The organism is Myxococcus virescens (genome assembly GCF_900101905.1).
Taxonomy (GTDB): Bacteria; Myxococcota; Myxococcia; order Myxococcales; family Myxococcaceae; genus Myxococcus; species Myxococcus virescens.
Map to the genome: position 1 here is coordinate 410,990 of NZ_FNAJ01000001.1, position 24,993 is coordinate 435,982.

Annotated in this window: 16 protein-coding genes; 9 read left to right on the top strand and 7 right to left on the bottom strand. The window is 70.4% G+C overall.

The genetic code is table 11. The features are described from left to right. Positions 1–21 precede the first annotated feature (21 nt). Positions 22–453, top strand: coding sequence for a hypothetical protein (locus tag BLU09_RS01680; RefSeq protein ID WP_244171347.1), 432 nt, complete (start codon positions 22–24; stop codon positions 451–453). 62 nt (positions 454–515) lie between these two features. On the opposite strand, the gene BLU09_RS01685 is transcribed toward BLU09_RS01680, so the two are convergent. The 6 genes from BLU09_RS01685 to BLU09_RS01710 all read right to left on the bottom strand — a co-directional run bounded on the left by BLU09_RS01685 (position 516) and on the right by BLU09_RS01710 (position 12,259). After that, complete coding sequence (locus BLU09_RS01685; protein ID WP_186817799.1) at positions 516–2,909, bottom strand: hypothetical protein; 2,394 nt, start codon at positions 2,907–2,909, stop codon at positions 516–518. Between the two features lie 11 nt (positions 2,910–2,920). Continuing rightward, complete coding sequence (locus tag BLU09_RS01690) at positions 2,921–4,669, bottom strand: vWA domain-containing protein (protein WP_090484671.1); 1,749 nt, start codon at positions 4,667–4,669, stop codon at positions 2,921–2,923. Then, positions 4,666–6,645 (bottom strand): cell-cell cohesion protein MtsD, encoded by a 1,980-nt coding sequence (gene mtsD / locus BLU09_RS01695; RefSeq protein ID WP_090484673.1) that lies wholly within the window; start codon positions 6,643–6,645, stop codon positions 4,666–4,668. Before mtsD ends, BLU09_RS01690 begins: the two co-directional genes overlap by 4 nt. Before the next feature lie 33 nt (positions 6,646–6,678). Beyond that, positions 6,679–8,010: a cell-cell cohesion MYXO-CTERM protein MtsC gene (mtsC, locus tag BLU09_RS01700; RefSeq protein ID WP_167371009.1), complete on the bottom strand. Its 1,332-nt coding sequence runs from the start codon at positions 8,008–8,010 to the stop codon at positions 6,679–6,681. A gap of 170 nt (positions 8,011–8,180) precedes the next feature. Beyond that, on the bottom strand, positions 8,181–9,770 hold the full coding sequence (locus BLU09_RS01705; RefSeq protein WP_090484677.1) for a thrombospondin type 3 repeat-containing protein: 1,590 nt from the start codon (positions 9,768–9,770) through the stop codon (positions 8,181–8,183). A 182-nt stretch (positions 9,771–9,952) separates the two neighbouring features. Beyond that, positions 9,953–12,259 carry an MtsA protein gene (locus BLU09_RS01710; protein WP_244171348.1) on the bottom strand — a complete coding sequence of 769 codons (2,307 nt, stop codon included), beginning with the start codon at positions 12,257–12,259 and terminating at the stop codon, positions 9,953–9,955. 223 nt (positions 12,260–12,482) lie between these two features. On the opposite strand from BLU09_RS01710, the gene BLU09_RS01715 reads away from it, so the two are divergent. From BLU09_RS01715 to BLU09_RS01750, 8 genes are read left to right on the top strand one after another with little or no spacing between them, the layout of a single operon-like run. Then, entirely contained in the window at positions 12,483–12,884 is a 402-nt protein-coding gene (locus tag BLU09_RS01715) for a hypothetical protein (protein WP_244171349.1), read from the top strand. 39 nt (positions 12,885–12,923) lie between these two features. Beyond that, the gene (locus tag BLU09_RS01720) at positions 12,924–15,194 is read left to right on the top strand and encodes an AgmX/PglI C-terminal domain-containing protein (RefSeq protein ID WP_090484679.1); all 2,271 of its coding nucleotides are present in this window, start codon (positions 12,924–12,926) and stop codon (positions 15,192–15,194) included. Between the two features lie 52 nt (positions 15,195–15,246). Then, on the top strand, positions 15,247–15,882 hold the full coding sequence (locus BLU09_RS01725; protein ID WP_090484680.1) for an outer membrane beta-barrel domain-containing protein: 636 nt from the start codon (positions 15,247–15,249) through the stop codon (positions 15,880–15,882). Further along, on the top strand, positions 15,879–17,495 hold the full coding sequence (locus BLU09_RS01730) for a hypothetical protein (protein WP_090484682.1): 1,617 nt from the start codon (positions 15,879–15,881) through the stop codon (positions 17,493–17,495). Before BLU09_RS01725 ends, BLU09_RS01730 begins: the two co-directional genes overlap by 4 nt. Continuing rightward, positions 17,492–20,761, top strand: coding sequence for a tetratricopeptide repeat protein (locus BLU09_RS01735; RefSeq protein WP_090484684.1), 3,270 nt, complete (start codon positions 17,492–17,494; stop codon positions 20,759–20,761). The genes BLU09_RS01730 and BLU09_RS01735 overlap by 4 nt, the downstream gene beginning before the upstream one ends. Further along, on the top strand, positions 20,743–21,252 hold the full coding sequence (locus BLU09_RS01740; RefSeq protein WP_090484686.1) for a hypothetical protein: 510 nt from the start codon (positions 20,743–20,745) through the stop codon (positions 21,250–21,252). Before BLU09_RS01735 ends, BLU09_RS01740 begins: the two co-directional genes overlap by 19 nt. Next, on the top strand, positions 21,249–21,884 hold the full coding sequence (locus BLU09_RS01745) for a hypothetical protein (protein ID WP_090484688.1): 636 nt from the start codon (positions 21,249–21,251) through the stop codon (positions 21,882–21,884). The genes BLU09_RS01740 and BLU09_RS01745 overlap by 4 nt, the downstream gene beginning before the upstream one ends. Next, complete coding sequence (locus tag BLU09_RS01750) at positions 21,884–23,803, top strand: tetratricopeptide repeat protein (RefSeq protein ID WP_090484690.1); 1,920 nt, start codon at positions 21,884–21,886, stop codon at positions 23,801–23,803. The genes BLU09_RS01745 and BLU09_RS01750 overlap by 1 nt, the downstream gene beginning before the upstream one ends. 191 nt (positions 23,804–23,994) lie before the next feature. Here the strand turns inward: BLU09_RS01750 and BLU09_RS01755 are convergent, their stop codons facing one another. Then, on the bottom strand, positions 23,995–24,867 hold the full coding sequence (locus BLU09_RS01755; protein ID WP_090484692.1) for an EamA family transporter: 873 nt from the start codon (positions 24,865–24,867) through the stop codon (positions 23,995–23,997). Positions 24,868–24,993: the final 126 nt, after the last annotated feature.

The following is a 24,993-nucleotide window of genomic DNA, read 5'->3' on the forward strand; positions in this document are numbered from 1 at the left end:
TCATGCGAGGCGTGTATGTCCATGCGACTGCGTACCCGTTGGCTCCCCATCATCTTCTTCGCCCTGGCTGGCTGTGGGGAGGAGACGGAGCTTCCCCAGGCGCCCACACTCTTCATCGACCGCGCGGCGCTGACGTTCAACCGCGAGTTCAACCACGGCACCTACGTCGGGCAGACGACCTACAACTCGCTGGCCATCCAGAACCGCGGCCTGGACCCGCTGGACATCACCGCCATCACCCTGGCGGCGCCGAGTGTCTTCACCCTCCAGCTTCCCGAAGGCTTCACCCCGAACACGCCCCTGCGGTTGGAGACGTATGACCGCGCCTACCTGACGGTGGCGTTCATGCCCACCGATGACGTGGAATACGACGGCACGATTACCATCGAATCCAATGCCGCCAACGCCGCCCAGCAGGTCATCACCCTCAACGGGCTGGGCGTCGCGCCCTGAAGTCCTCGCGGACCACCGCGTGACGGGCGGGAGCCAGCGCTCCCGCCCTGACGCCACCCGCCTCATGGCTGGTAGGTGAAGTTGCAGCCCCCGGCGTAGTTCTGGATGACGCCGCCATCTCCGTCCGGCGTCGTCCCACCGTCGGTGACGACCGGGCACGACACCGTCGTCCCGCCGTCCACCGGGTAGCTCTGCGGATAGTCCCCGTGGCCGGTGCGCAGCGTGTAGTTCACCCGCTCGTAGTCCAGCCGCTCCGACGCCGTCACATCCACGCGCAGGGTGCCGCCGCGGATGAAGCGCCGCTCCAGGCAGCCGCAGGCATAGGGCGCCAGGGTGACGACGGTGGAGCTGGGACGGTCCTCCAACTGGTAGAGCGGCTGCAGGCTGCTGGTGCCCGCATTGGACGGCGTGTGCCAGGCGCGCAGCGCGTCCGAGCGATAGCCCAGCGTCAGCGGCCCCCGGTTGCCCGTACGCACCGGCGTGCAGGTGCCGACACCGGCGTCCGTCGCATCGCCGTCACAGAAGGTGAGGTCCAGCGCCAGGCCGTGCGGCGTGCCACCGTCGGCCAGCTTCGCCACCTCCCACTGGAGCAGCCACGTCCGGTCCTCCGGCGGCGGCACCGAGGGCAGGTCGAACACGTACGAGTCCGTGTCGGAAGGCACGGCGTCGTAGTCCAACGGGCCGCGCACCCCGAGCCCGTTGACGCGGTCCGTGCCGCTGCGCAGCCGGCCGTGGCCGTGCGACAGCTGACCCGTGACGGAGAACTCCGCCGTGTCGGGCGGCGACGGGAAGGCCGTGGTGGACGCCAGCGTCCGCGCCACCGGCGCCTCCGCGCCATTGACGTAGCGAGACAGCTCGTCCGCGTCCTCCGCGTCCCAGCTCACCTCCAGGCGGTAGTCCTTGTCGTCCACCCACGAGCCGTTGTCCTGCACCAGGAAGTAGTACATCAGCGCGGCGTCATGCGCCGGAACCGGGATGACACCCCGGAAGTTGCTCAGGCCGGTGAAGCGCGAGTTGCCCACGGCCTCCTCGCGAGACGAGTGCAGACACATGGGCGCGGGCAAATCCGTGCGCCGGCAGAAGCGATCCACCAGGCCCCGGGCGTCGGGGTTCTCCGAGAAGTCGCGCGGGCAGACGGCGGCGTCGGTGGCGCAGCTCTCCCGCGACTCGTTCAAGGGGCCCCCGGTGGCGACCAGGGTGAACACGTGCACCACGCGCGAGGCCGTCACCGGCATCGCGGGGAAGCGGCCACCCGTATCCAGCGGCACCAGCCGGTAGCGCAGCAGCGTGGGGGTGCTGAAGGCCGGCAGCCGCACCGAGTACCAATCCTGGTCGGAGATGTAGCCCAGGCGGCCGGTAAAGGAGACGGAGGAGCCGGTAGCGCCGGGCGTGGCGGCGCTCAGGTTGCGCGTGGTGGCACGCTGCGCCCGGTCGTTATCGGGCACCGTCGGGCGCTGCGGGTCCAGCCGGTCCTGCGCGTCCTCCTCCTCCAGCACGCGCACCTCCACCTCGTAGCGCTGCACGAGGTCGCCCTGGGCCGTGTCCCGGTCATTGGTGCCGCGGTAGCCCTTCACCACCAGCGTCCACCGCCCCGCGTGCTCCACCTTGACTTTGCGCGCGGTGGCCAGCTCGCCGCCCCGCACCTGGGGCAGCACCACGCCTTCGTCTTCCTTCTCCGCGAAGCCCGGGCGCCGCAGCTCGTAGGACAGGCGCCAGTTGGGCACGAAGTCCAGGTCGGGCGCGCTGACGTGCACGTAGGCAATCTTCCCCTCCGCCAGGTCGAAGGCGTAGTGGTCCACGTCGTTGTCCGTGGCCAGGTAGCCGGTGGAGGCGCCCATCAGCATCTCCCCGGACTGCGTCAGCACCAGCGGCGTGGCCGTCTCGTGCGTGTCGTTGGGCTCCTGCTCGTCCGGGTTCTGGTCGATGCGCACCGTCAACCGGTACTTGTTACGCGCGTCGAAGTTGGGCCGGGACGGCACGTCTGGCGCGTCCTGCACCAGCACCAGCAGCGTCTGGTTCTCCATCCCGTCGCGCAGCGGCAACACGATGTCCACCGGACGGGGCGCGCCCTGGGCGTGCTTGTCCTCCTTCCTCGCCAGCGAGCCCTCCTTCCCGTCCGGCAGCGGCCCCATGATGGTGACGGACAGATTCACCGCGGTGCTGGACGCCAGGTACGTCCCGTTGACGTTCAGCAGCGTGCGGGCGTTGGTGCCGGGCGGCAGGACGACGCGGTACCAGTCCAGGTCACCGGCGCGCGGCTCGCTGTCCAGCGCCAGGAAGCGCTCCAGCGGCTCGCCCGGCTTGAGCTCGCACTCGGGCCGCGTCAGCGCCTCCTCGCGCGAATTGCACAGGTCCTCCACCACGGGAGTCCCCGCGTCGGGAGTCTCGCCTCCTCCAGACGAACAGGCGGCGAGGACGAGCAACGCGAGCGGCAACAGACGGACAGAGGTAGGCATGGCGTCGGTTCTCAAGGCGTCGGGGGCACGTCGTCGGGGCGGCCGGGGCAGCCGTCGACGAGCTGCTCGGGTTCCACGCGGATGACGCCATCGGCGGGCGACTTGATGCCGCCCACCGGGTAGCGCACGTCATTCACGCGGAAGGTGCGGACAAGCGTCCGGGCGGTGGGGTCGTCTCCGGGCACCATGGCCACGGACATCGCGATGTCGTTGAAGCCCGCCCCGCGCTGCACCACGCCCGCGTCGTCCGCGGACGCCATCGTCGGGGCCAGCAGGACGTTCTCCACGCGGAAGCGGTAGCACTGGCGGCCCAGGTTGTCCGGCGGGCCGTCCGCCTCGAAGGCGTAGCGGTAGCCATTCACCGACAGGTCCGCGGTGTCCACCACCAGCGGCCGGGTGTGCATCCGCAGCTCCATGCGGTTCGTCAGCCCGTCGTTGTCCGGGTCCTCGTCCAGGTCGTTGCTGGCGCCCTGCGTGCCGCCCAGCCACTCCATGCCGTCCGGCACGCCGTCCCGGTCACTGTCCGCCAGCGTCGCGTTGGTGCCCACGAACTGCTCGTCGCAGTCCAGCAGGCCGTCGCAGTCCGAGTCCACGCCGCGCAGCGCCGGCGGACACCCGCGGTCCAGCCCGCCGCCGTCCGGCAGGGCTTCCTGCGTGGGGTTGAAGTCCACGCCGCGGTCGCGGAAGTACACCTCCACGCCGTCGCTGAAGCCGTCCCCGTCCGTGTCCACCTTGTGCGGGTCCGTGCCCAGCTCCAGCTCGCGCGCGTCCGTCAGGCCGTCACCGTCCGAGTCCGCCTCGCCCACCGGGCTGCCCGGCGGCGCGGAGAAGTTGAAGGCCACCATCTCCTTCACGATGAAGGCGCGGCGCACCTGGCCGAAGGTGAAGTCCAGGAAGTTGATGGGCTCGTTGTTGCGGAAGTCGCGGAAGTTGCCGCCCCCCAGCGTCGCCATCTGCTCCAGCCGGTCCGCGTTCTGGTTGATGATGAGCAGCGGGCAGCCCCCGTCACCCGACAGGTCACACACCGAGGACACTGGCTGCGTGGGGTTGAAGACGTGCACGGTGTTGACGCGCACGTCCTCCACCAAATCCCGCAGCTGGCGGATGCGCACCACCGCGTCACCCCGAAGCAACTCGTCATCCTGGTCGTTGGTGGGCTTGCCGTCCGACAGGAAGATGACGGAGTAGCGCGCCTGCGCCAGCGCCTGCGCACCGCCCGGGTCCAGCCGGCTGCGCGCGATGTCCGTGTTGATGAGCGAGTAGATGTCCGACAGCGGCTTGACGAAGTCCGTCGAGTCCCGGTTCGGCGAGGTGTCGGGGTTGCGGAAGGTGAGCAACTGCTCGGACAGGCGCCGCAGCGTGGCGTCATCCATGGAGGACACCTGGACGAAGCCGTCCTGGGGCGGGTTGCCCGGCTGCTGCGTGAGGAAGGCCGTGGTGCTGCCCGCGAAGAGCATCACCGCCAGGTGCACCTCGGGGTCCCTGGGCAGGTTCTGGATGAGCTCCACCAGCGCGGTGGCGCGCGCGCCGTCCGGGTCGCTCACCCGCATGGACTGCGAGGCGTCCATGGCGACCACCAGCTTGATGGGCCGCACCACCTCGTTGCTGCCCACGGTGCAGAAGCGGCCTTCCAATGTCACCGCCCGGTCCACCGGCACTTCCGTGTCACGGCGAGGGTCGTACAGATAGGAATCCGTACACGCCATCACCATCGCCACGGCCACCAGGACGCCCGCCAGGATTCGGACAACGCGGCTCACGGGTTGGCGCTCCCCGAGGGCGGGATTCCGACGCAGTCGTTCTGGTTGTTCCACGGGTTGCTCAAGGTATCGGGCCGGCGGAAGTCAGCATCCTCGAAGGCCAGCTCCGGCCCCACCGGGACCCGCACGCTGGGCGGCGCATACTGCGCCCAGGCGCAGGCGGTGCGCCACACGCCGTAGTCCGTGCTCACGCCACTCTCCGGCGCCTCGGCGAACCACACCTTGAAGAGGTTGTAGCCCTGCTTCACGCCCGCGCGGTCCGGCGGCGTGACGAGCTGCAGGTTGGACACGGTGAAGTCGTAGCAGAGGCTGCCGTCGGGACGGACCTCCGCGATGCGCGTCTCGTACTGGTAGCCGAAGCGCTCGTGGAAGGCCTTGTCGCGGCGCGTGGGGTCACTGCCCGCACGCAGCTCCTGGGCGTCCGGGATGCCGTCACCGTCCGTGTCCAGGCCCGACACGCTGTTCTCCAGCGGGTTGAGTCCCCATCGCGCCTCCAGGCCATCCGGCACGCCGTCTCCGTCGCTGTCCACGATGCCGGTGCGCGTGCGCAGGTAGTCCTCGGCGAACTGGGACAGGCCGTCACCGTCGGTGTCCCGGCAGACGCAGTTGGGCGTCAGCGGCGAGGCCGGGTTGCACCCACGCGCGTCCAAGTCATTGGCGGCGCGGAAGCCCTGGTCCTCGCGGCGGTACTCGAAGCCGTCATCCAGGCAGTCACCGTCGCTGTCCGCCACGAAGGTGTTGGTCTTCAGCGTGAAGCTGTTGTCGATGGAATCCGGCACCCCGTCCCCATCACTGTCCAGCACGCGGCCGGTGTCTCCCGGCGCGGAGCTGAGCGACTCCACCATCAACGTCTTCATCACGTTGCGCGAGGCGAACGACGAGTAGTCCAGTGCGCCCAGGCCCAGGTTGGAGATTTCGCCCGTGTCGTTGAACTCCTGGTACACGCCGTTGCCGATGTCCGCGAAGCGCCGCAGCAGCCACGCGGCGATCTTCTTCGCGGCCTCCGGGTAGCGCGCCGGCTCCACGCCCGGGTACACGCCGTAGATGTCCTGGCAGATGGGGCCACACGCCCGCACCGCTTCCTGGTTGAAGAGCAGCACCGTGTGCATGCGCAAATCGCCCACGTTGTACTGGTCCTTCAACTCCATCAGCCGCCGCACGTAGCTGAACAGCTGGTAGTTCTGGTTGCGGTCCGTCCCCACCTCGAACCCGTCAATCTGGTCCGTGGTGTTGGTGAGGTTGCAGAAGTCGCTCAGCGAGTCCGCCCACGTCAGGTCCGGGTTGTCCGGGTCGGCGTAGACGCTGAGGTTGTCGGTGGCCGAGCAGCGCGGATACGGCGTGCCGTCCGTGAGGAAGACGACGACGTAGCGCGTGCGCGGCAGCAGCTCCGGGTTGGACTGCGCCACCGCGTTGATGTCGCTGGAGATGAGGCTGTAGGCGTAGGACAGGGCGCCCTGGTAGTCGGTGCCCTTGCCCAGCTGGCTCTGCAGGCCCTCGATGTAGCTGTCGATGTTGTTGTCCGGCCGGGCGAAGCGGTCCCCCGTCGTGGTGGGCGGCCAGACGTTGCGCACGTTCGTTTCAAAGGGAGCGACGGACACCTGCACGTTGCCGCCCTGCGCGTTCACTTCCCGGAACTGCTGCACCAGCCGCTTGAGGGCGCGCACGCGCGCGGGCTCGGTGACGCCCTCCGGGATGATGTCCAGAATCTCCCGGCGCTGGCAGAAGCCGTTGTCGAGCTGCGCGCCCGGCGGGTCGGAGACGCACATGCTGCCCGACTCGTCGATGACCACCACCACCTTCACCGGGAAGCCAGAGGGGCTGGGCGGGCGCGTGCACACCCGCCCCTCGAGCGTCAGCCGGTCATCGAGGTTGGAGAGCGCATCCACCCTCGATTCGAGCATGGCGTCCGAACAGGACCACAGGCCCGAAGCCAGGAGGCCCGCCGCGAGCAGCGAGGTACGAACGAAGCGGCGCATGCGGAAGGGACCTCCTGGAGGGGGACGGCGAGGTTACTGCTGGGGACGGCGGCGGCGCATCAGCACGCTGAGCAGCGCGGCGCCCAGGGCGGTGGCGCTGAAGCCGGCGGGCACCGAGCTGCAGTTGTTGCCCTTCTCCGATTCATCCCCCACGAGCACCGTGAGGGTGGAGGTGGACACGCGCTGGTCCGGGAAGACGCGGTCGGAGAAGGCCAGGCGCGCGGTCAGCTGGAGCTGGTACTCGCCCTTCTTGTCCGGGACGAAGGTGGGCACGCTGCCGTCGACGTACATGTACTGCCAGTCGCGGCTGAGCGTCACGGCGCCCTGCGGACGCTCCACCACCGAGGTGGAACCCGCGGGACGCTTCACCACCACCCACTCGTACTCCATGGCCGCGCCGTTGCGGTTGGCGAACAGCGGCGGACGGATGGTGATGCCGGCCTTGTCCGTGCGGAACAGGCCACCGGCGCTGACGGTGAACGGCGACTTCGGGTCCAGGCAGTCGTCGGGGCGCTCGGGGTTCGTCACCAGGCAGTAGCGCGTGTCGCACGCGTCGCCAATGCCGTCGCGGTCGTCGTCGCGCTGGTCGCGGTTTTCGACGGCGGGGCAGTTGTCCTGCGTGTTGAGCACGCTGTCGCCGTCGATGTCGGGGTCGCACGCGTCGCCCACGCCGTCACCGTCCGTGTCGCGCTGGTCGGGGTTGGGCACACCGGGGCAGTTGTCGCTGCTGTCGGAGATGTTGTCGTTGTCCGCATCCACGCGGCACAAGTGAGCCTCTTCCTCTTTGACGATCTGGTCCGGGTTGTAGACGCGGGGGCAGTTGTCGTCGCCGTCCAGCTCGCCGTCACCGTCGTCGTCCAGGTCGCAGACGTCGCCCAGGCCATCACCGTCCAGGTCCTCCTGGCCGGGGTTGGGCACCAGCGGGCAGTTGTCTTCCGCGTTGTCGCGGCCGTCGTTGTCCTGGTCCGGGTCGCAGTCGTCGCCGATGCCGTCGCCGTCCGCGTCGCGCTGCTGGAAGTTGGAGAGCGTGGCGCAGTTGTCGCAGGCGTTGCCCACGTCGTCGCCGTCGTCGTCCGCCTGGTCGCGGTTGGAGACGAAGGGACAGTTGTCGCGGTCATCCGCGCGGCCGTCGCCGTCCGCGTCGTCCGTGTACGACAGCGTGTCGCCGTCGTCCGTGTAGTTGACCCACACGCTGCCGCCCGCGCCGCAGCCACAGCCACCGCCGACTTCCAGCGGCATGCCGCACCGGTCGCCCAGACACTCCGGGTTGTCGGGGTTGTTGTTGGACTGCGCCAGCGCCCCCGTGGGGCCGAGGACGAGGAAAGCCCCCAGCGTGAGGGCTGAAGCGAAACGAGCGCGTGTCATGGTGACTCCTTTCAACGCCGGACGCCTAGCAAGGAACGATCCGTACCAGACACTTGGGAGAAGCCCTGGAATGTCAGTGAGTTGGGCACGAGCAGGGGCGCGTCGAACAAAAGGTGTGGGGGGCACTCCCCAGTGAGGGCGAGGGGTGGACCCCACATCCCAGGGGGGCTTCAGGTCCCCGGGATGAAGGTGTCGGGCTCCAGGGGGATGATGCCCGCCGGCAGGCGGCCCCCCTCTTCGCTGTATTGGATTTCCTGGATGAGGAGCGAGCCGATGCCCGCGCCCCGTGGATCATTGTCCCGGCCAGCCTGGAGGTAGAGGTACACCTCGTTGGTGCCCGCCTTGATGACTTCGCCCGGGATGAAGGGGTGTGGCCGCTCGCGGGTGGGGACGACGGTGACGTTCTCCACGCGGACCTGGTAGCAGCTGCGGCCGTCCGCGGTGGGCGTGGTCTCCACCAGCTCGTAGCCGTAGCCGCGCTCGCGGTGGAAGTCGAGGTCGGCGCTGAGCGGGTCTCCGTGCGCCTCCACCTCCGACACGTTGGTGATGCCGTCGCGGTCCGTGTCGAGCAGGTCCTCGGGGATGAGCGGGTTCGTCATCACCAGCGCCTCCACCAGGTCCGGAAGCGCGTCCCCATCCGTGTCACCGATGCAGGCGTTGGTGCCCAGCACGCGCTCCTCGCAGGTGTTGAGCCGGTCGCCGTCCTCGTCCAGGGACACGTTGCAGCCGTTGATGACGTCCGGCTGGAGCGGGTCCAGGCCCATGCGGACCTCGACGCCGTCCATCAACCCGTCCTGGTCCGTGTCCTGGCGCCCGGGGTCGGTGCCCATCAACGCCTCATCCTCGTCGGGGAGGCCATCCCCGTCGCTGTCGACGAGCACCTGCCCGGCGCGCACCACCACGTTGCGGTTGTAGGCGAAGAAGCGCTTGAGCTTGAGGGTGTTGGTCCGCGCGGCGTACTGGATGTTGGTGAGGGTGCCCGACAGGCCCGCCGCGTCCGTCTCCAGCGGCTCGGTGCCGCCAGCGTTGGCGATGGCGGCCACGTGCTGGCGGGTGACGGGGTCTGGCGTCTCACCGCGCACGTAGATGGGCTGCACCACCACTTCGCCCGCGCTGAACTGCGAGGCCAGCGCCTTGATTTCGCCGGTGACGGCGGTGAGCTCACACTGGCTGCACGCCGACGTGTTGCCCAGCGCGCTGCAACGCGAGTCGAGCCCCACGTTGAAGGCCGGGTTGGCGCAGCTGGTGTCCTGGCTGCGCACCACGACGACGATGACGTAGCGCGTGCGGGCGACCTCCCCGCGGCAGGACGTCTGCATGTCGCCCGACAGCAGCGTCTTGGCCAGCCGCAGCGCGGCGCGGACGCTCACGGGGCCGGATTCCTGGTAGGTGGCATAGCGCGGCAGCGCGGCCTGGAAGTCGGACGCATCCGAGAAGCGGCCCAGCAGGCCCGTCGCCACCGTGTGGTACGCGACGAGGCCGAACTGGACGAAGGGACCGGAGAAGCGGCTGGAGAGCGTGGACAGCGCATCGGTGGCGTAACCCACCACCTCCCGCTCGACGCCTTCGCCGCCCTGGAGCGCGAAAATCACCTTCGTGGGAAAGGCCTCGCCGCCCGCGAGCGGCACGCAGACGGTGCCGGCGAAGCTGGCGCGGTCCTTCCCGCCAGGGCCACGGCCATTGAGCGCGTAGAGGCCCGCGTCGGAACACGACAGCAAGAGCACGGGAATGAGCCAGACGGACCGCGTGAGGGCGCGCATCAGTCCGATTCTACACCTTAGGCCCCGGTGACAACGCAAGCGCTGGTGACACGAAGCCTGTCAGCACCGCGCAAGTGACACAGCACGGACCGACAATTCGGCCCCCCGTGGAACGGGCGCGGAGACACCTGGAGGCGCCGTGACTCCCAGTGTCCTCCGGGGATGGACAGCCAGGTGACGGCCTACAGCGTGAGCAGGAACGCCAGCAGGTCATCGCGCTCCTCGGGCGTCAGCGCGCTGGCGTGGCCGTGCTGGGGCCCGGACGTCTCCAGCAGCGCGCGCAGCGCGAAGCGCGTCTCCACCACGAGCCGGTTGTCCTTCACCCCATAGCCCATGGTGGCGCTCGTCAGCAGGGGCCACACATCCCACGCCCCCACCAAGGAAGGCGTCGCCGCGCCGGGCACCAGGTCCTGTTGCTCCAGTCTCAGCGGCAGCGCCACCGGCGTGCCCACCTCGAGGTACCGGCCCCGCGTGGCCAGGTCCTGGTCCAACGTATAGAGGGGCGCCGGGTGACACGTCGCACAGGCGCCCTTGCCCTCGAACAGCGCGCGCCCTCGCGCCGGGCGACCCACCCTCCCATCCGGCAACGCCACCGTCTCCAACGGTGCGCCGTCCTCGCCGCGATGGGGGTTGGGCGGCGTGACGATGAGCGCGTTGAAGAGGGCCAGCGCCTCCACCTCCGACGGCGACAGGTCCGGGTTACGGAAGCGGTTGCGCGCGCCCACGAAGCGCACCGTGTCCACGAGGCTGACGTGACTGGCGGGCGTGAAGTACGGCGGCGTGTCGCGGCTGCCTCGCAGCGTCGTGGAGCGGTAGATGCGGTTGGGCTGCGTCTTCTCGTAGAAGATGCCTCCCGTGTGGCCCTCGATGTGGCAGCCGTCACAGGTGATGCCCGTGCGTCCCAGGTCCGCGTAGTAGAGGACCTGCCCCAGCCGGCGTTTGGCCTGCGCGCGAGACGCCTCCACCGGAAGCTGACGCACCACCCGCGCCTTGCCCGCCTTAGCCTCGCGCACGTCCACCACCGCCACCGTCCGGGTGAACCGGTTGAGCACGTACAGCGTGCGCGCGTCGGGTGACAGCGCCAGCGCGCTGGGGCCCGAATGGAGCTCCTCGCCCGCCCTGCCCCGGACCTCGAAGTCCTCTGGCGGCCGGATGCGCGGCGTACCGTCGGGCGGCGCCACCGCCACCTCCTGGAGCACCGCGCGCCGGGCGGGCGCGTCCCCCGACACCAGCGCTCGCGCATCCAACACCCGCACGAGCCCCAATCCCACGTCCGCCGCGTAGAGGAGTCCCGCGCCGTCGTCCAGCGCCAGCCCCTCCGTGCCGCCCGCGCCGAAGCCCCGGTGCCGCACGTAGCCGCCCCGCGAGGGCTCCACCACGGACACACCGCTGTTCGCGCTCACCTCCATGCGCTGGGGATTGGGCCCCACGTTCGGCCCCAGGCTCGACATGAAGACGTGCCCCAGCCGCTCGCTCGCCACCAGGAAGCGCGGCGCCTTGCCGCCCATCACCTGCTCGCGGAAGCGCTCGGTATTGCCTCCGACGATGGACACCCCCGGCCCCGGCGCCACCGTGGAGACGAGCGCCCCGTCCTCCTGCCGCAGCAATTCCAGCTGCCCTGTCTGGAGACTGCCCACCGCCAGCAGGTCCTTCCACCGCGCCAGCGCCCGAGGGTTGGGGTCCACCGGCGCCGACCAGCGTACGCGCCCGTCCGCCAGCGACAGCGCCTGCACCTGGTCCCCCACACGCTCGGCCACGAAGGCCACGCCGGCTCGGCCATCCACGGTCAGCCCTTCCGCCCCCAGCGGCGCGGGCAGCACCCGAGGCGCGGCGTCCAGCGCGTCCAGCGCGTCCAGCGCATACAGCCACAGCTCCGGCTGATACCGGTGCGCCACGCCCAGCCAGGGCCGGCCGTCCGAATCCGTCCAGGCCGCCAGCGCGGAGGGACCGTCTCCTGTGGCCAGCCGCGACACGCGCCCGGTGTCGACCTCCAGCGCGAACAGCGTGTCGGTGGGGGGCGAAGTGATGAAGAGCGTGCGCCCATCTGGCGCGGGCACCATCGCCGTCAGGTCGGTGAAGGCCGCGTCGTTCACCACCGTGAGCCGCGCCGCGCCCTCCGCCTCGGCGCCGTCCGCCCCGACGAGCCGCGCCTCCACCACCGCTTGCGGCGCATCCTCTGGCAGCCGGAGCCCCGCGGGCAGCCGTGCATAGGCGTGCGTGGCGTCCACCACCGTCAACGGCAGGCGCAGCGACAGCGGAGGGCCCAGCGACAGCGACAGCCCCGGCACCAGCCGTTCCCCCTGGATGGAGAGCGGCTGGGATGTCTCATTGCTCGTGAGCCGAGGCCCCACGGACGACAACACAGGCCGCGCTGCGGCGGATACCGGAGCGGGTGCGGCTGTTTCACGGAACCGATGCACCACCACACCCGTGGCGACCATCGACACGCTCAGCACCGCCAGCACCGCACGCCTGCGATTCCTGCTCATCCGCGCCCGTAGCATCCGCGCGAGAGCATCCCCCATCCCCAGGCGAACTCGAAACGCAGCACCGCACGCCATCTTTCCAGCGTCCCGGCAACATCTCCGGGTCACCGTGGTGGACGCGCCCCACATGGGGTGGAGTGCCCTCTACACCTGGGTGCGCACGGCGTCACATGCGCGCGCCGGAGTGTGCGTTGACAGCTCGGTACACGCATCGCTTAACCTGTTGATGATGCGACGCTTCCTCTTCTGCATGGCTGTCGCCCAGCTTCTCGGCGTCGGCACGCTGGTGGCTCCGGCCGAAGCCTGGGCCCAGAGCCGCGGCCGTACCTCGCGCCAGGCGAAGTCCAAGGCCGCCAAGAAGGCGGCCTCCAAGACGCCGCCGAAGATCGAGACCAAGGGCTCGTCCGTAGTGGACCCCGTGACGGGCGACGCGGCCACGGCCTCCTCCAACGCGCTGCCGCAGCGAGGCCCGGCGCGCATCGACTTCGATGACCGGCTCATCCAGGGACAGACGAACAAGTCCGGAGCCGTGTACCTCTATGACCGCAAGGAACTGAAGACGCGGTCGATGATCCGCGAGCGCGAGAGCTTCCGCTCCGAAACGCTCTCCACGGTGTACGACCCCTAGGGCAGCACCGCCCCCCAGCCCTTGAATGGAGCGTCACCGTTGAGCGGCCAGCCCAGCGTCTTGCAAGTCGTCATCCTCCGCGACGGTCTCCTCGTGGGCACCGAGGTGTTCGTCCCGGGCACCTATGCGCTCGGCTCGGATCCATCCTCCGACCTGCGCCTGGATGACCCGTCCGTGGAGCCGCGGCACGCGCTGCTCTACTTCCAGAACGGCCGCGCGGCGGTGCAGGACGCGAGCTCCAGCACGGGGCTCTTCGTCAACGGCCACCGCGTCTCCGCCTGTGAAATCCGGCCGGTGGATGAGGTCCTCTGTGGCCCCTTCATCCTGAAGACGCGCGTGCTGTCTCAGAAGCCGCAGGAGGCCAAGCCGCAGCCGCCGCCCGAGGTCGCCGCGCTGCTCGGCGCGGCCCAGGCGCCCACGCCGTTCGCGGCGCCACCGCAGGTCGCCGCGCCCGCGGCCCCGCCGCCCTCCGCCGCGCCCGCGCGGCAGCTCCGTCCGGCCACGGCGGTCCCGCCCGTGTCCACCGCCACCATGCCCGCCGCGCGCGTGCCACAGCAGGTGGCCGCGGTTCCTCCCGTCCACGTGGCGACGCAGCTGGCCTACCCCACGCCCGCGCAGCCCGTGCCCGCGGTGGCCGTGGTTCCGCCCGTGGCGCAGCAGGCCGCCGTCCACGCCGCTGGCGGCCACGCGCATGGACTCCCGCAGGCGCAGCCCGCCGTCATCCCCGTGCCTGGAGCGAAGCAGGCTCCCGCGGGCGTCCCGGCGAGCACCGTCCCCTCGGCCCGCCGCCGGGCCGCGCCGGAGCCGGCCCCCGCGGCCAACACGGGCCTGCAGTTCGCGGACGAGCTGATGGCGGACCTCGCCCTCGATCCGCTCCCGGAGCCCACGGGGCCGCTGTTGCAGGAGCAGCGCACGCTGGCGCGACCCACGCATGCGCCGCGCATCGCGCCCGGCAAGGGCGCAGCACAGCTCTACCTGGAGCTGTACTGGGGCGCCATCCGCCGCGACGCGCGCCGCTTCGCGCCGGACAAGAAGAAGCCGGTGCAGGCCTCGCTGGACCTCGAGGGGGCCATGCCCCTGTGGGGCTTCACGCTGCCGGAGGGCGCGCCCTTCACGCTGGCCGAGCCGCTCAACAACGCCTTCCGCCTCTTCGTGCCGCCGGGCACCGACGTGGAGAAGAGCGGCGGTGACGGCCGCTTCACCCCCGTCACCGGCGCGGCCCTGGAGTCCGACGGCAGCCGCCGCTTCCTCACGCTGCGCGAGGGCACCGCCGCGCGCCTGACGCAGGGACAGATGTCCCTGGTGGCCTACGCAGCGCCCAAGCCCGCGCGCGTCTTCGTCAACCCGCTCAAGGGCCTGCCCTGGCTGACGCTGACGTGCCTGGGCCTCTTCGCCTCCGCCATGGCCGCGTTCCTGGTCATGAAGCCGGACCAGCCGGAGGTGGCGGACTTCCAGCACAAGAGCCTGCCGCCCGTGGCGCTGCGCCTCATCGCGCCCGAGCCGAAGAAGAAGGAAGAAGTGAAGAAGAAGCTGGAGGCCCTCCAGGAGAAGGTGAAGAAGCCCACCAAGGAGAAGGTGGCGGAGAAGGCCCCGCCCAAGCCGGCGGAGAAGACGCCACCGCCGCCGAAGCAGCCCGAGAAAGCGGTGGCCGCCGCCACGCCGCCGCAGAACAAGGCGCTCAAGGCGCTGGCCAAGCTGTCCGCCGCGGGCCCCGCCACCAACGATTTGCTCGCCGCCGTGGACAAGCTCGGCAGTGGCCCCGGCAGCAAGAACGCGAAGAACTCCAACTACAAGCTGTCCGGCCTCATCGGGAAGGCCCCCATCGCCAACGCGGGCCTGGGCACCTTCGGGCTCGGAGGCGGCGGCAAGGGCGGCGGCGCCACGCTGGGCGCGGAGCTGCTGCGCGGCAAGGGCGGCGGCGGCATCGGCGCGCTGGGCGCGGGCGGCGTGGGCAAGGGCAAGGTGGGCGGCACCGTCACCCGCGCCACGGCCCGCAGCATCGCCTCCACGCAGGGCACGGTGGACCGTGAGGCGGTGGCGCGCGTCATCAACAGCAACCTGCACGAGGTGCACGGCTGCTACGAGCGCGCGCTGCTCAAGGACCCGGGTCTTGCGGGCAAGGTGGTGCTGGAGTGGACCATCGGCGCGAACGGCCGCGTGGTGGCCGCCAAGACGAAGTCCTCCACGCTGCGCAATGCCTCCGTCGAGTCCTGCATCCTCTCCAAGCTGAAGTCGTGGACGTTCCCTTCCCCCAAGGGTGGCGTCGTCATCATCACCTATCCGTTCCTCTTCAACTCGGTCGGCTACTGACGTGGCCTCAGCCCGCGCGTCCGTTCCCGTCCTCCCCCAGGAAGCCCCCACCGTGCGATACGCCCTGCTCATCCTCTTGCTGCTGACGCCCGGACTCGTCCGCGCGCAGGCCGAGGCGCTGGAGAATCCCGGCGCAGTGTCCGCCATCCAGGAGCGGCGATTCCGGATGCACCACGAGCTGCTGCTCGGCGTCGGCGTGCTGCCGGCCAACGCCTATTACAAGGGCCTGGTGGGCACCGTCGGATACACGTACCACTTCACTGACACCTTCGCGTGGCAGGTCGGGCGCGGCACGTACAGCTACAACCTCCAGACGAGCCTGCGCCGCCAGCTCGAGCGCGACTTCAACACGTCCCCCAACGCCGCGGCCTTCCAGGACCAGGTGCAGTGGATGGTGGGCTCGGACCTCATCTGGAGCCCGCTCTACGGGAAGATGGCCTTCCTCAATCAGTCGGTGCTGCACATCGAGGCCTTCCTGCTGGGCGGCGGCACGGTGGTGAAGCTCGACCGCGACGGCGGCTTCCGGCCCGCCGTCAACGTGGGGCTCGGCCTGCGCCTCTTCACCGGCAAGACGCTGTCGCTGCGCCTGGACGTGACGAACAACACCGTCTTCACGGGCGCCACGCGCGTCATCCAGGTGCCCCTCATCCAGCTCGGAACCGCGTTCAACTTCGGCGCCACGGAATGACCTCCCGCTCGCTCATCGCCGCGCTCACCAGCGCCGCGCTCCTCGTGTCTCCAGCGCCCGTCGACGCGCAGTCTCCGGCCGCAGCGCAGCCCACGCCCACCGCCCCCGCGGCCGCGCCCACCCAGGGCACGCCTCCGGCGGGAGCCAAGGCCCCCGCCGACGCCAAGGCCGACGCGCCCGACGCCGGCAAGCCCGCCGCGAACGCCCCCACGGCGGCCGCGGAAGCCCCGCCGCCCGCGCCGCAGAAGGTGGACCCGGGCGTCTTCGACAAGGCGCTCAAGGACTACTTCGACGGCAAGCCGCGTGACGCCGCCGGTCCGCTCCACGCCTGGCTGCAGGCCGCGCCCAAGACGGACGAGAACTACGCCTGGGGCCAGTACTTCCTCGCGCGCAGCCTCATCGACCTGGGGCTGACGCACGCGGGCGCCTCGTACCTGGCCCGCATCGCCCGCGAGCGCTCCAACCCCAACGTGCTGCCTCGCGCCCTGGACACGCTCAAGGCGCTGACGGACCGGCCGCACGACGAGGTGATGATTGACGAGCAGGTGTTCGGCGCGCTGGACCTGGGCTTCCTCCCGGAAGACACGGGCGCGTATGCGCACTATCAGCAGGGTCTGGTGGACCTGCGCGTGGGCAACGAGCGCTGGGCCAACACCCACTTCGCCAAGCTGTCGGAGACGAGCCCCGAGGCCAGCCGCGCGAAGTTCGCGCTGCTCGTCACCCGCCTGAAGCAGGTGAAGGAGCCGTCGGACGAAATCATCTCCGACTTCCTGGCGCTGTCCGAGGACGAGAAGCTCACCCGCGAGGCCCGCAACGAGGCGGCGCTGGCGGTGGCGCGCCTGCGCTACGAGCGCAAGGACTTCCAGGGCGCGCTGGAGGCGTATGACCGCGTGAAGCTGCCCGAGCTGGACCCGGGCCGCGCCAGCCTCTACCTGGAGGAAGCGTGGACCCGCTACAAGCTGGGCGAGCTGCGCGCGTCGCTGGGCATCCTCACCACGCTGGACGCGCCGTCCTTCCGCGACGAGTTCCTGCCGGACAAGTACCTGCTGCGCGCGCTCATCTACCGCGACTTGTGCCACTACCTGCCGGCCAAGCGCGCCGCCAAGGAGCTGACGCGGCGCTTCGCGGACTCGCTGGAGGCGGTGCGCAACCGCGAGGACCTCACCCAGGACGTGCGCCTGCGCCGCGCCGCCAACGCCCGTGGAAGCACCCAGCGCGCCGCGCGCTTCCTGGAGACGTTGGAGCTGGAGGGCGAGCGGCTGGGCCGCTACGCCGGCAGCTTCGGCGACCGGCTCTTCTCGCACCTGACGAAGCTCTATGACTTGTCCCGCGCCGAGGCGGTCCGCGTCCATGACGCGCGGCTGGCCGAGGCCGTCCGCCAGGAAGCGGACACGCTGCTGCGCGCCGCCGAGCAGGTGCGCCTGATGGAGTACGAAGTGGGCCTGAAGCTGTACGAGCGCGTGAAGAAGGGCGCGCGGATTGTCGCGCCGGAGGACGAGCAGATTCTGTCGCCCACGCAAACGGCCTACCGTTTCGACGGCGAGTACTGGAACGACGAGCTGCGCTCCTACCGGGTCCGCATCGACAGCCGCTGCATCGAGGAGACGCCATGACCGGCCACCTGACGGGCCTGATTGCCGCCGCGATGCTCGCGGCCGCCCCGGGTGGCGCTGGACGTCCCGGCCCGGGCATCAACCCGATTGTCTCCAAGGCCAAGGAGCGCGACGAGCTCATCGCCAAGCTCAAGCGCGACATCTTCAAGGTGGACCGCGCCATCGGCGAGACGGAGCGCCTCATCTCCAAGAGCCGCAACGCGCCCTACCTGCCGGACCTCCAGTTCCGGCTGGCCGAGCTCTACGTGGAGAAGAGCCGCTACGTGTACTACCTCCAGGCCGAGTCGCGGCCGGAGGGGGCCAGCGGCGCCATCGTGTCCCCTGAGACGCGGCTGCTGAAGCAGAAGGCCGTGCAGATGTACTACCGGCTGCTGCGCGAGTATCCGGACTTCAAGGACGGCGACCAGGTGACGTTCTACCTGGCGCACGAGCAGCGCGAACTGGGCCAGTTCGACGAGATGCTCAAGACGCTCGGCGACCTGACGCGCAAGTTCCCTGGCAGCCCGCTGCGCCTGGAGGCGGAGCAGATTCTGGGCGACCACTTCTTCGACAAGGCCGACCTGGGCGAGGCGGAGAAGCACTACCAGGCCATCCTGGAGGCCCCGCCTTCGCCCGTGCACGACCTGGCCCGCTACAAGATGGGCTGGATTCGCGTGAATCAGGCCAAGCACGCGGAGGCCGTCACCTTCTTCGAGGCCGCGGCCGCCAGCGCGCCGCTGCCCGGCGTGGACGTGAAGAAGGCGCTCAACGTCAAGCGCGAGGCCCTGCTGGACCTCGTGTACAGCTACACCGAGGCCAAGCCCCCCAAGGGCGCGCTCAACTACTTCGAGAAGCTCAGCGACAGCCGCGCCACGTACGCGCTCGCGCTGGACAAGCTGGGCAACCGCTACTTCATCAAGCAGCAGTACGAGTGGGCCATCCCCGCGCTGCGCAAGCTGATGGAGATTCAGCACGACCCGGAGCTGGACCTGGAGCGCGGCCAGAAGCTCTACGACGCCATCAAGGCCTCCAAGGGCAAGGTGCTGCCGGACCCCGAGGACCTGCGAATCCTCGTGCGCGCCGCGGTGCAGAGCAAGACGGACCCCGAGCTGGCGGAGGCCGAGCGCAAGAAGCACCTGGTGGAGCTGGAGGAGATGGCGCGCGACCTCTCCACCCTGCTCCACGTGGAGGCGCAGAAGAAGAACGACAAGGCGCTCTACGTGAGCGCGGCGGAGGCCTATCAGGCGTACCTGGGCCTCTTCCGGCCCGAGCAGCACGTGCGCACGATGATGAAGAACCGCGCGGACGCGCTGTTCTCCGCCAACGCGTACCCCGAGGCCGCGCGCCAGTTCGAGGAGCTGGCCCGCTACCAGGCGAAGGCCAAGGACGCGAAGGGTGAGGAGGAGGCGCTCAACGCCGCGCTGCTGGCGCACTTCTCCACGCTCAAGCCGGAGGAGGCGCAGACGCGCAACGCCTTCGAGGTGGCGGACGCGCGCCAGGCCATGAAGCTGCTGGGCGCCGACTTCGTGTCGCGCTACCCCCGCAGTGAGAATGCCCTGGTGGTGAAGTTCAACATCGCCCGCGCCTACTACGAGGACGGCGAGTACCCGAAGGCCGCGGAGCTGTTCACCGCCTTCGCGCTGAGCCACCCGCAGCACAAGGAAGCCCCCATCGCGGGCAACCTGGCGCTGGACAGCCTCCGGCAGCTCAACGACTTCAAGGGCCTGGATGAGACGGGCAAGAAGCTGCTGGGCGCGCCGCTGCCGGCCAGCTTCCGCGCGGACGTGCAGAAGATTCTCACGCAGAGCCGCGCCGAGGCGCTGGACGAGCTGGCCCTGCAGAGCGCCCAGGAGACGGGCGACGTCATCCAGGGCCTGGTGAAGGTCGCCGACGAGAACAAGAACTCCGACATCGGCGAGAAGGCCCTCTACGGCGCGTTCACCGCGGCGCGCGAGAAGCGTGACATGCAGGCCCAGCGCGAGCTGGGCACGAAGCTGGTGCAGGACTACCCGAAGAGCCAGTACCTGTCGGACGTGCTGCTGACGCTGGGCCGGCACGCGGCGGAGGCCGCGGCGTTCGGCGAGGCGGCGGGCTGGTTCGAACAGGTGGGCCAGAAGCTGGGTGGCGACTTCGCCGCCGTGGACGGCTGGCTGGCCGGCGCGCGGCTGCGCATGGCGCTGGGCGAGCACAAGGAGGCGGCGCGTGACCTGGAGGCCGCCGCCGACATCGCTGGCGCGCGCAAGGCGGACATCCTGGTGATGCTGGCGGAGACCCGGCTGAAGCAGAAGGACTACGCCCGCGCGAAGACGGCGGCCGAGGCCGCGCTGAAGCTGGACCGCCACAGCGCCGCCGCGGCGGCGGTGCTGGCCGAGGTGCAGGCCACGACGGCGCCCACCGCGCCCGCCGACGCGCTCATCGCCACCCTCACCACCGCGGTGCAGGGCCCCAACGGCGGCACCGAGGAGGCGGCGAAGGGCCTGTGGTACCTGGGCGAAATCCTCTACCGCGGCTACAAGGACTTGCCGGCGGACCAGGTGGAGGAGAAGGTCGCCGCGCTCCAGAGCATGGAGGGCATCTACACGCAGGCCGCGTCGCTGGGCTACGCCGAGTGGGCGGTGGCCTCGCTGTGGAAGCTGGCGCTCGCATACGGCCACATCGCGGACGTGGTGGAGGGCACGGCCGTTCCCGCGGGCCTCTCCGCCGCGGAGGCGCAGCAGTTCCGGGCCGCGGTGAAGGAACAGGTGACGCCGCTGAAGGCGCGCTCCGACGAAGCGTTCAAGGCCTGCCTGTCCCGCGCCGAATCCCTGGAGGTCTTCAGCGCCGCGGTGGTGGGCTGCCGCGCTCGCACGGAGACGGCGGCGCTGCCGGTGCCGCAGCCGGGCACGCCCACGCAGCCGGCGTCGCTGGAGGAGCTGCGCAAGAAGGCCGAGCGCACGCTCAACGCGGAGGCGCTGGAGGCACTGGGTCTGGCCTACCTGGACGCGCGCCAGTACGGCATGGCGCAGCTCACGCTGGGCCGCGTCACGGAGCTGCAGGACACGCGGGCCTCGGCGCACTCCGCGCTGGGTCTGGCGCTGCTCCACATGGGTGACGCCATGGGCGCGCGCGAGGCCTATGGCCGCGCCATGGACTCCGACCCCACCTTCGGCAAGGCGCGCCTCAACCTGGCCGCGCTGCGCTGCCGCTTCGGTGACGTCGACGGCGCCCGCCGCGAGCTGGCCTTGCTCAAGGACGTGGCCTCGCTGGGCGGCAACGACGTGGATGGCGGGTGGAAGGCATGCAAGTGAGGCCCTCGCGTGCATCGTGGCTCGGCGCCCTGCTCACCGCCCTCCTCTGCGCTTGTGGCGACGAGGGTGGGCGGCTGGAGGGCAGCGTGACGTCGCTGCTCGACCTGCGCTACGACCGCGCGGAGGCGCAGCTGGCTGAAGGTGAGCTGGCGGTGAGCTTCGTCACCCAGCAGGGCACGGGCACCAACACGGTGCTGAAGGTCAGCGCCCGGGTGCAGGACATGCTCCCGGAGGGCTACACCGGCTCGCTGGACGTCAACCTGGCGGAAGTCCTGGCCAACGGCGCCCAGCGCGGCGCCATTGGCCGCAACGTGCTGGATGAGCCGGCGCGGACCTTCCCGGAGCTGCGGGTGGGTGGGCTGAAGGTGAAGGCCCTCCCCAGTCAGCAGGGCCAGCGCATCTCCGGCGAGTTCCACGTCACGTTCGTCAACGGCACCCACACCTATTCCGGGCGCACCATCTTCGGAAGCTTCGAGGCGACGGTCCCATGAAGCGCTTTGCCCTGCTCACCCTCCCCCTGCTCTCCGCGTGCGGCGCCAGCTACAACCTGCGCGTGCCCGACTCGATGGAGAAGAAGCTCCCGTACGAGGCGCGCATCGAGCTGCTGGAGGCGGAGAACAACCTCGCGCTCGCCATCGACAGGGTGGACGAGGCCGACAACGAGATTGGCCGCGCCCGCGACAACATCCGCCGCGCCCGCTCCCGCCAGGAAGCCGCGGAGGATGAAGTGGACCGCGCGTCGGACGAGGTGTCTCGCGAGGTGGCGAAGCTGGCCATCGCCGAGGCCGAGGCCCGCGTCGAGTACCTGCGCGCCCGGCAGCGGCTCAGCGTGGGCCTGCGGGACGTGGAGCGGCTGGCGCTGCGCTGCGCCTTCGCCGAGTTCGAGCTGGCCCGGCTGCAGGCCGCCCGGAAGGCGAAGGTCGAGGGCAGCGAGCGGCTGGACCCGAAGGACTTCGAGGAGCAGGTCTCCGAGTGCAAGGCGGAGGTGAAGGAGGAACGCGCCGAGCTCGCTGGAGACGAGAAGGAAGAGAAGACGGCGCGGGAGGCGTGGGAGGCGAAGAAGGCGGCGCTCGCGAAGAAGACCTTCGACGCGCGCGCGAGTCCCTACGTGGAGAACCTATAATGAAGACTGCCAGCTTCCTGGTGCTCCAGCTCCTCACCGCGCAGGCCGCCGAGCCCGACTCGGCCACGCTCGAGCGCACCGCCGCCGTGGAGAGCGCGCGGTTGGCCGAGTCCCCCGACGACGCGGATGCCCTGTACCGCCTGGGCACCGCCTTCCTCGCGCTCAACACGCCGAAGAAGGCCGTGGCGCCCCTGAAGAAGCTGGTGGCCCAGGAGCCGGACCTCATTCCACCGAAGCTGGCCCTGGCCCGCGCGCTGCGGCTGTCCGGTGAGCCGGAGCAGGCGCGCACGGTGCTGGACACGGCCATCGCCGCCTTCCCCGAGGAGTCCACGCTCCGGGCCGAGCGCGGCCTGCTGGCGCGCGTGCTGGACGAGCGCGACGTGGCCATCAGCCAGTACGCGGTGGCGGTGGAGCTGGCCCCCCAGGACGCGGAGCTGCGCTTCAACCTGGGCGAGGCCCTGCAGCGCGCCAGCCGCACGGACGACGCCATCGAGGCCTACCGTGAGGCGCTGAAGCTGGACGCGAAGCTCAACGTGGCCCGCGTGAATCTGGGCAAGGCCCTGGCGGAGAAGGGCCTCAACGGCGAGGCCAAGGAAACGCTGCGCGAGGCCACCCGGCAGAAGCTGGGTGACACCGAGGCGCACTACAACCTCGGCGTGCTCCTCATGCGGGAGAACGACCTGGACGGCGCCATCGCCGAGTACCAGCGCACGCTCGCCGCCGCCCCCAAGCACGCCAGCGCGCACAACAACATGGGCGTGGCGTTCAACGAGAAGGGCGACCCGCGCAAGGCCACCGACGCCTTCCTCAAGGCCATCGCCGCGGACCCGAAGTTCGCCGAGGCGCACTTCAACCTGGGGTTGGCGTACTACCAGCTCGGTGACTTCGCCCGGGCCACCAAGGCCTTCGAAAAGGCCGTGGTGCTGGAGCCGCAGCGATCCAGCGGGCCGTACACGCAGCTGGGCCACCTGTACCTGACGCAGGGCAAGAAGAAGCAAGCCGTGGAGGCCTTCAAGACGGCCATCGAGAAGAGCGCCGAGGACGGGAAGAAGACGACGGAGGCGTACCAGGGCCTTGCACGCGCGTGGCTCAGCCTGGGCAAGGCGGACGAAGCGGTGGCCACCCTGAAGACGGCCGTGGGCGCATTCCCGAAGGACGCGAGCGCCCGCGCCGCCTATGGCGAGGCCCTGCGCGCCAAGGGTGACTTGGATGGCGCCATCGCCGAGTACGAAGAGGGCGTGAAGCTCGCCCCCACGCCGGAGAACCGGCTGGCGCTCGCGGATGTGTACGCGCAGAAGCGGGTGGGCGCGAAAGCACAGCCGCTCTACAGGGCCCTCCTGGACGAGGACCCCACCAATCGCGCCGCGAAGCTGGCGCTCGCGGACCTGCTGCTGGCCATGGGCGACTATGTGGCGGCGGAGGGGCTGCTCAAGCCCAAGGACGGGGAAGAGGCCGACACCGCGGCGCTGGCGCGGCTGGGCATCGTCCACTCGCGGCGTGGGCGGCCGGAACTGGCCGTGTCGGAGCTCGAGGCGGTGGTGGCGAAGGATCCGGCGCAGTTGGAGGCTCGCGCGGAGCTGGGCTTCATCTACCTGCGTGGCGGCGACGGCGCGAAGGCGAGGAAGGTGCTGACGTCCGTGCTGTCGGTGGACCCGCGCCACTCGCTGAGCCTGCTGTACATGGGCCACACGCTGTACCAGCAGGGCAACACGAAGGGCGCGGAGAAGTCCTTCCGCAACGCCGTGCAGGCGGACCCGAACTTCGCTGAGCCGCACAACGCACTCGGGCAGCTGCTGGAAGCGACGAAGCGCATCGACGAGGCAAAGGACGCCTACAAGATGGCCGTGCAGTTGCAGCCGGACCACCCGGATGCGAGAGACGCGCTGAAGCGGCTGACGGCGTCCGCGCCCAAGCCGTAGGCCACTCGCGGAACGTCTCGCCGCAATGCATGCGGCGAGATAGGCGGAGGGTGTGCACTCCCACGCCGTAGGCCTCTCGCGAGACGTCTCACTGCAGGGCCTGCGCGCGAAATGAACGGACCGCGCGCGAGCCCACGGCAGCGTGGACAGATGAGCGCATGGGCATCGCGTCCGGGCAGTCCTACGCCCGCCTATTCCGGCACGCCCAGCAACACCGCGCCCACGGCGACGAGCGCGGCGCCCGACAGTTGCCGTCGGCCCAGGCGCTCACCCTGAAGCGCCGCGAGCACCAGCGCGAAGGCGATGGAGGTGTTTCGAAGCGTCAGCACCGCGCCGGCCCCGCCCCCCGCCAGCGCCGTCAACAACAGGCCGAACGACAGCGCGGAGATGAGCCCCGCCGTCAGGACGAGGCCCGGTGCGAGCAAAGCCTCCCGGCGGAAGGCAGCCCACCCCTGCTGGCGGCCCCGCTCCAGGATGAGCACGGGCAGCGCGACGAGCAGGCCGGTGGCGAACAACGCAGGCGGCTGCGCGCCCGTCCCCAGCGCCATCTTGTAGCTCAAGTGGTAGCCCGCGATTCCCACCGCCGACAGGGCCGCCCACGCCACGCCCGTCCCCATGGCCCCCGCGGAATGGGACAGGTTCATCACCGCCAGCCCAACGCAGATCAGCGCCACGCCTGACACCGTCCATGGGGACACCGCCTCCCCCAGCCACAGCACGGACACGGGCCAGACGAGCAGCATCGCGCCGCCACGCGACACCGTGTACGCGAGCCCGAGTGGCGCCTGACGCAGCGACCGCGCGAGCCCCGCGAGGTAAACGCTCTCACACACGCCCGCCCACAGCGCCCAGACGAGCCCCTCCGTGCTGGAGAACGCGGGGCCACGCATCCCCAGCGCCCAGATGCCACTGGCCAGGATGACCACGGACATGACGCTCACCACGCCCACTTCCGGATTGGGATGACGCTTGAGCAGCGCGTTCCAAGCCGCGTGCAGGAACGCGGACGACAACACCAGCACCAGCGCAGCAGTCTCCAATGCGGCTCCTCGACGACGACCCACGCCCGTGACTACTCCAATCGCCGCGCGGGCGCAGCGCCCCCTTGGAGGCCAGTCACGAGCTCGCTGTTCGGAAATGTCGGGACTTTTGCCGGCGCTTCGAGACGCAATGCGTGGCACCTCGGTGCC

Bases quoted from the DNA above. Each gene is read 5' to 3' on its own strand.
- mtsD (WP_090484673.1), bottom strand. From the start codon at position 6,645: ATGCGCCGCTTCGTTCGTACCTCGCTGCTCGCGGCGGGCCTCCTGGCT.
- BLU09_RS01685 (WP_186817799.1), bottom strand. From the start codon at position 2,909: ATGCCTACCTCTGTCCGTCTGTTGCCGCTCGCGTTGCTCGTCCTCGCC.
- BLU09_RS01730 (WP_090484682.1), top strand. From the start codon at position 15,879: ATGACCTCCCGCTCGCTCATCGCCGCGCTCACCAGCGCCGCGCTCCTC.
- BLU09_RS01735 (WP_090484684.1), top strand. From the start codon at position 17,492: ATGACCGGCCACCTGACGGGCCTGATTGCCGCCGCGATGCTCGCGGCC.
- BLU09_RS01705 (WP_090484677.1), bottom strand. From the start codon at position 9,770: ATGCGCGCCCTCACGCGGTCCGTCTGGCTCATTCCCGTGCTCTTGCTG.
- BLU09_RS01750 (WP_090484690.1), top strand. From the start codon at position 21,884: ATGAAGACTGCCAGCTTCCTGGTGCTCCAGCTCCTCACCGCGCAGGCC.
- BLU09_RS01715 (WP_244171349.1), top strand. From the start codon at position 12,483: ATGATGCGACGCTTCCTCTTCTGCATGGCTGTCGCCCAGCTTCTCGGC.
- mtsC (WP_167371009.1), bottom strand. From the start codon at position 8,010: ATGACACGCGCTCGTTTCGCTTCAGCCCTCACGCTGGGGGCTTTCCTC.
- BLU09_RS01710 (WP_244171348.1), bottom strand. From the start codon at position 12,259: ATGAGCAGGAATCGCAGGCGTGCGGTGCTGGCGGTGCTGAGCGTGTCG.
- BLU09_RS01680 (WP_244171347.1), top strand. From the start codon at position 22: ATGCGACTGCGTACCCGTTGGCTCCCCATCATCTTCTTCGCCCTGGCT.
- BLU09_RS01745 (WP_090484688.1), top strand. From the start codon at position 21,249: ATGAAGCGCTTTGCCCTGCTCACCCTCCCCCTGCTCTCCGCGTGCGGC.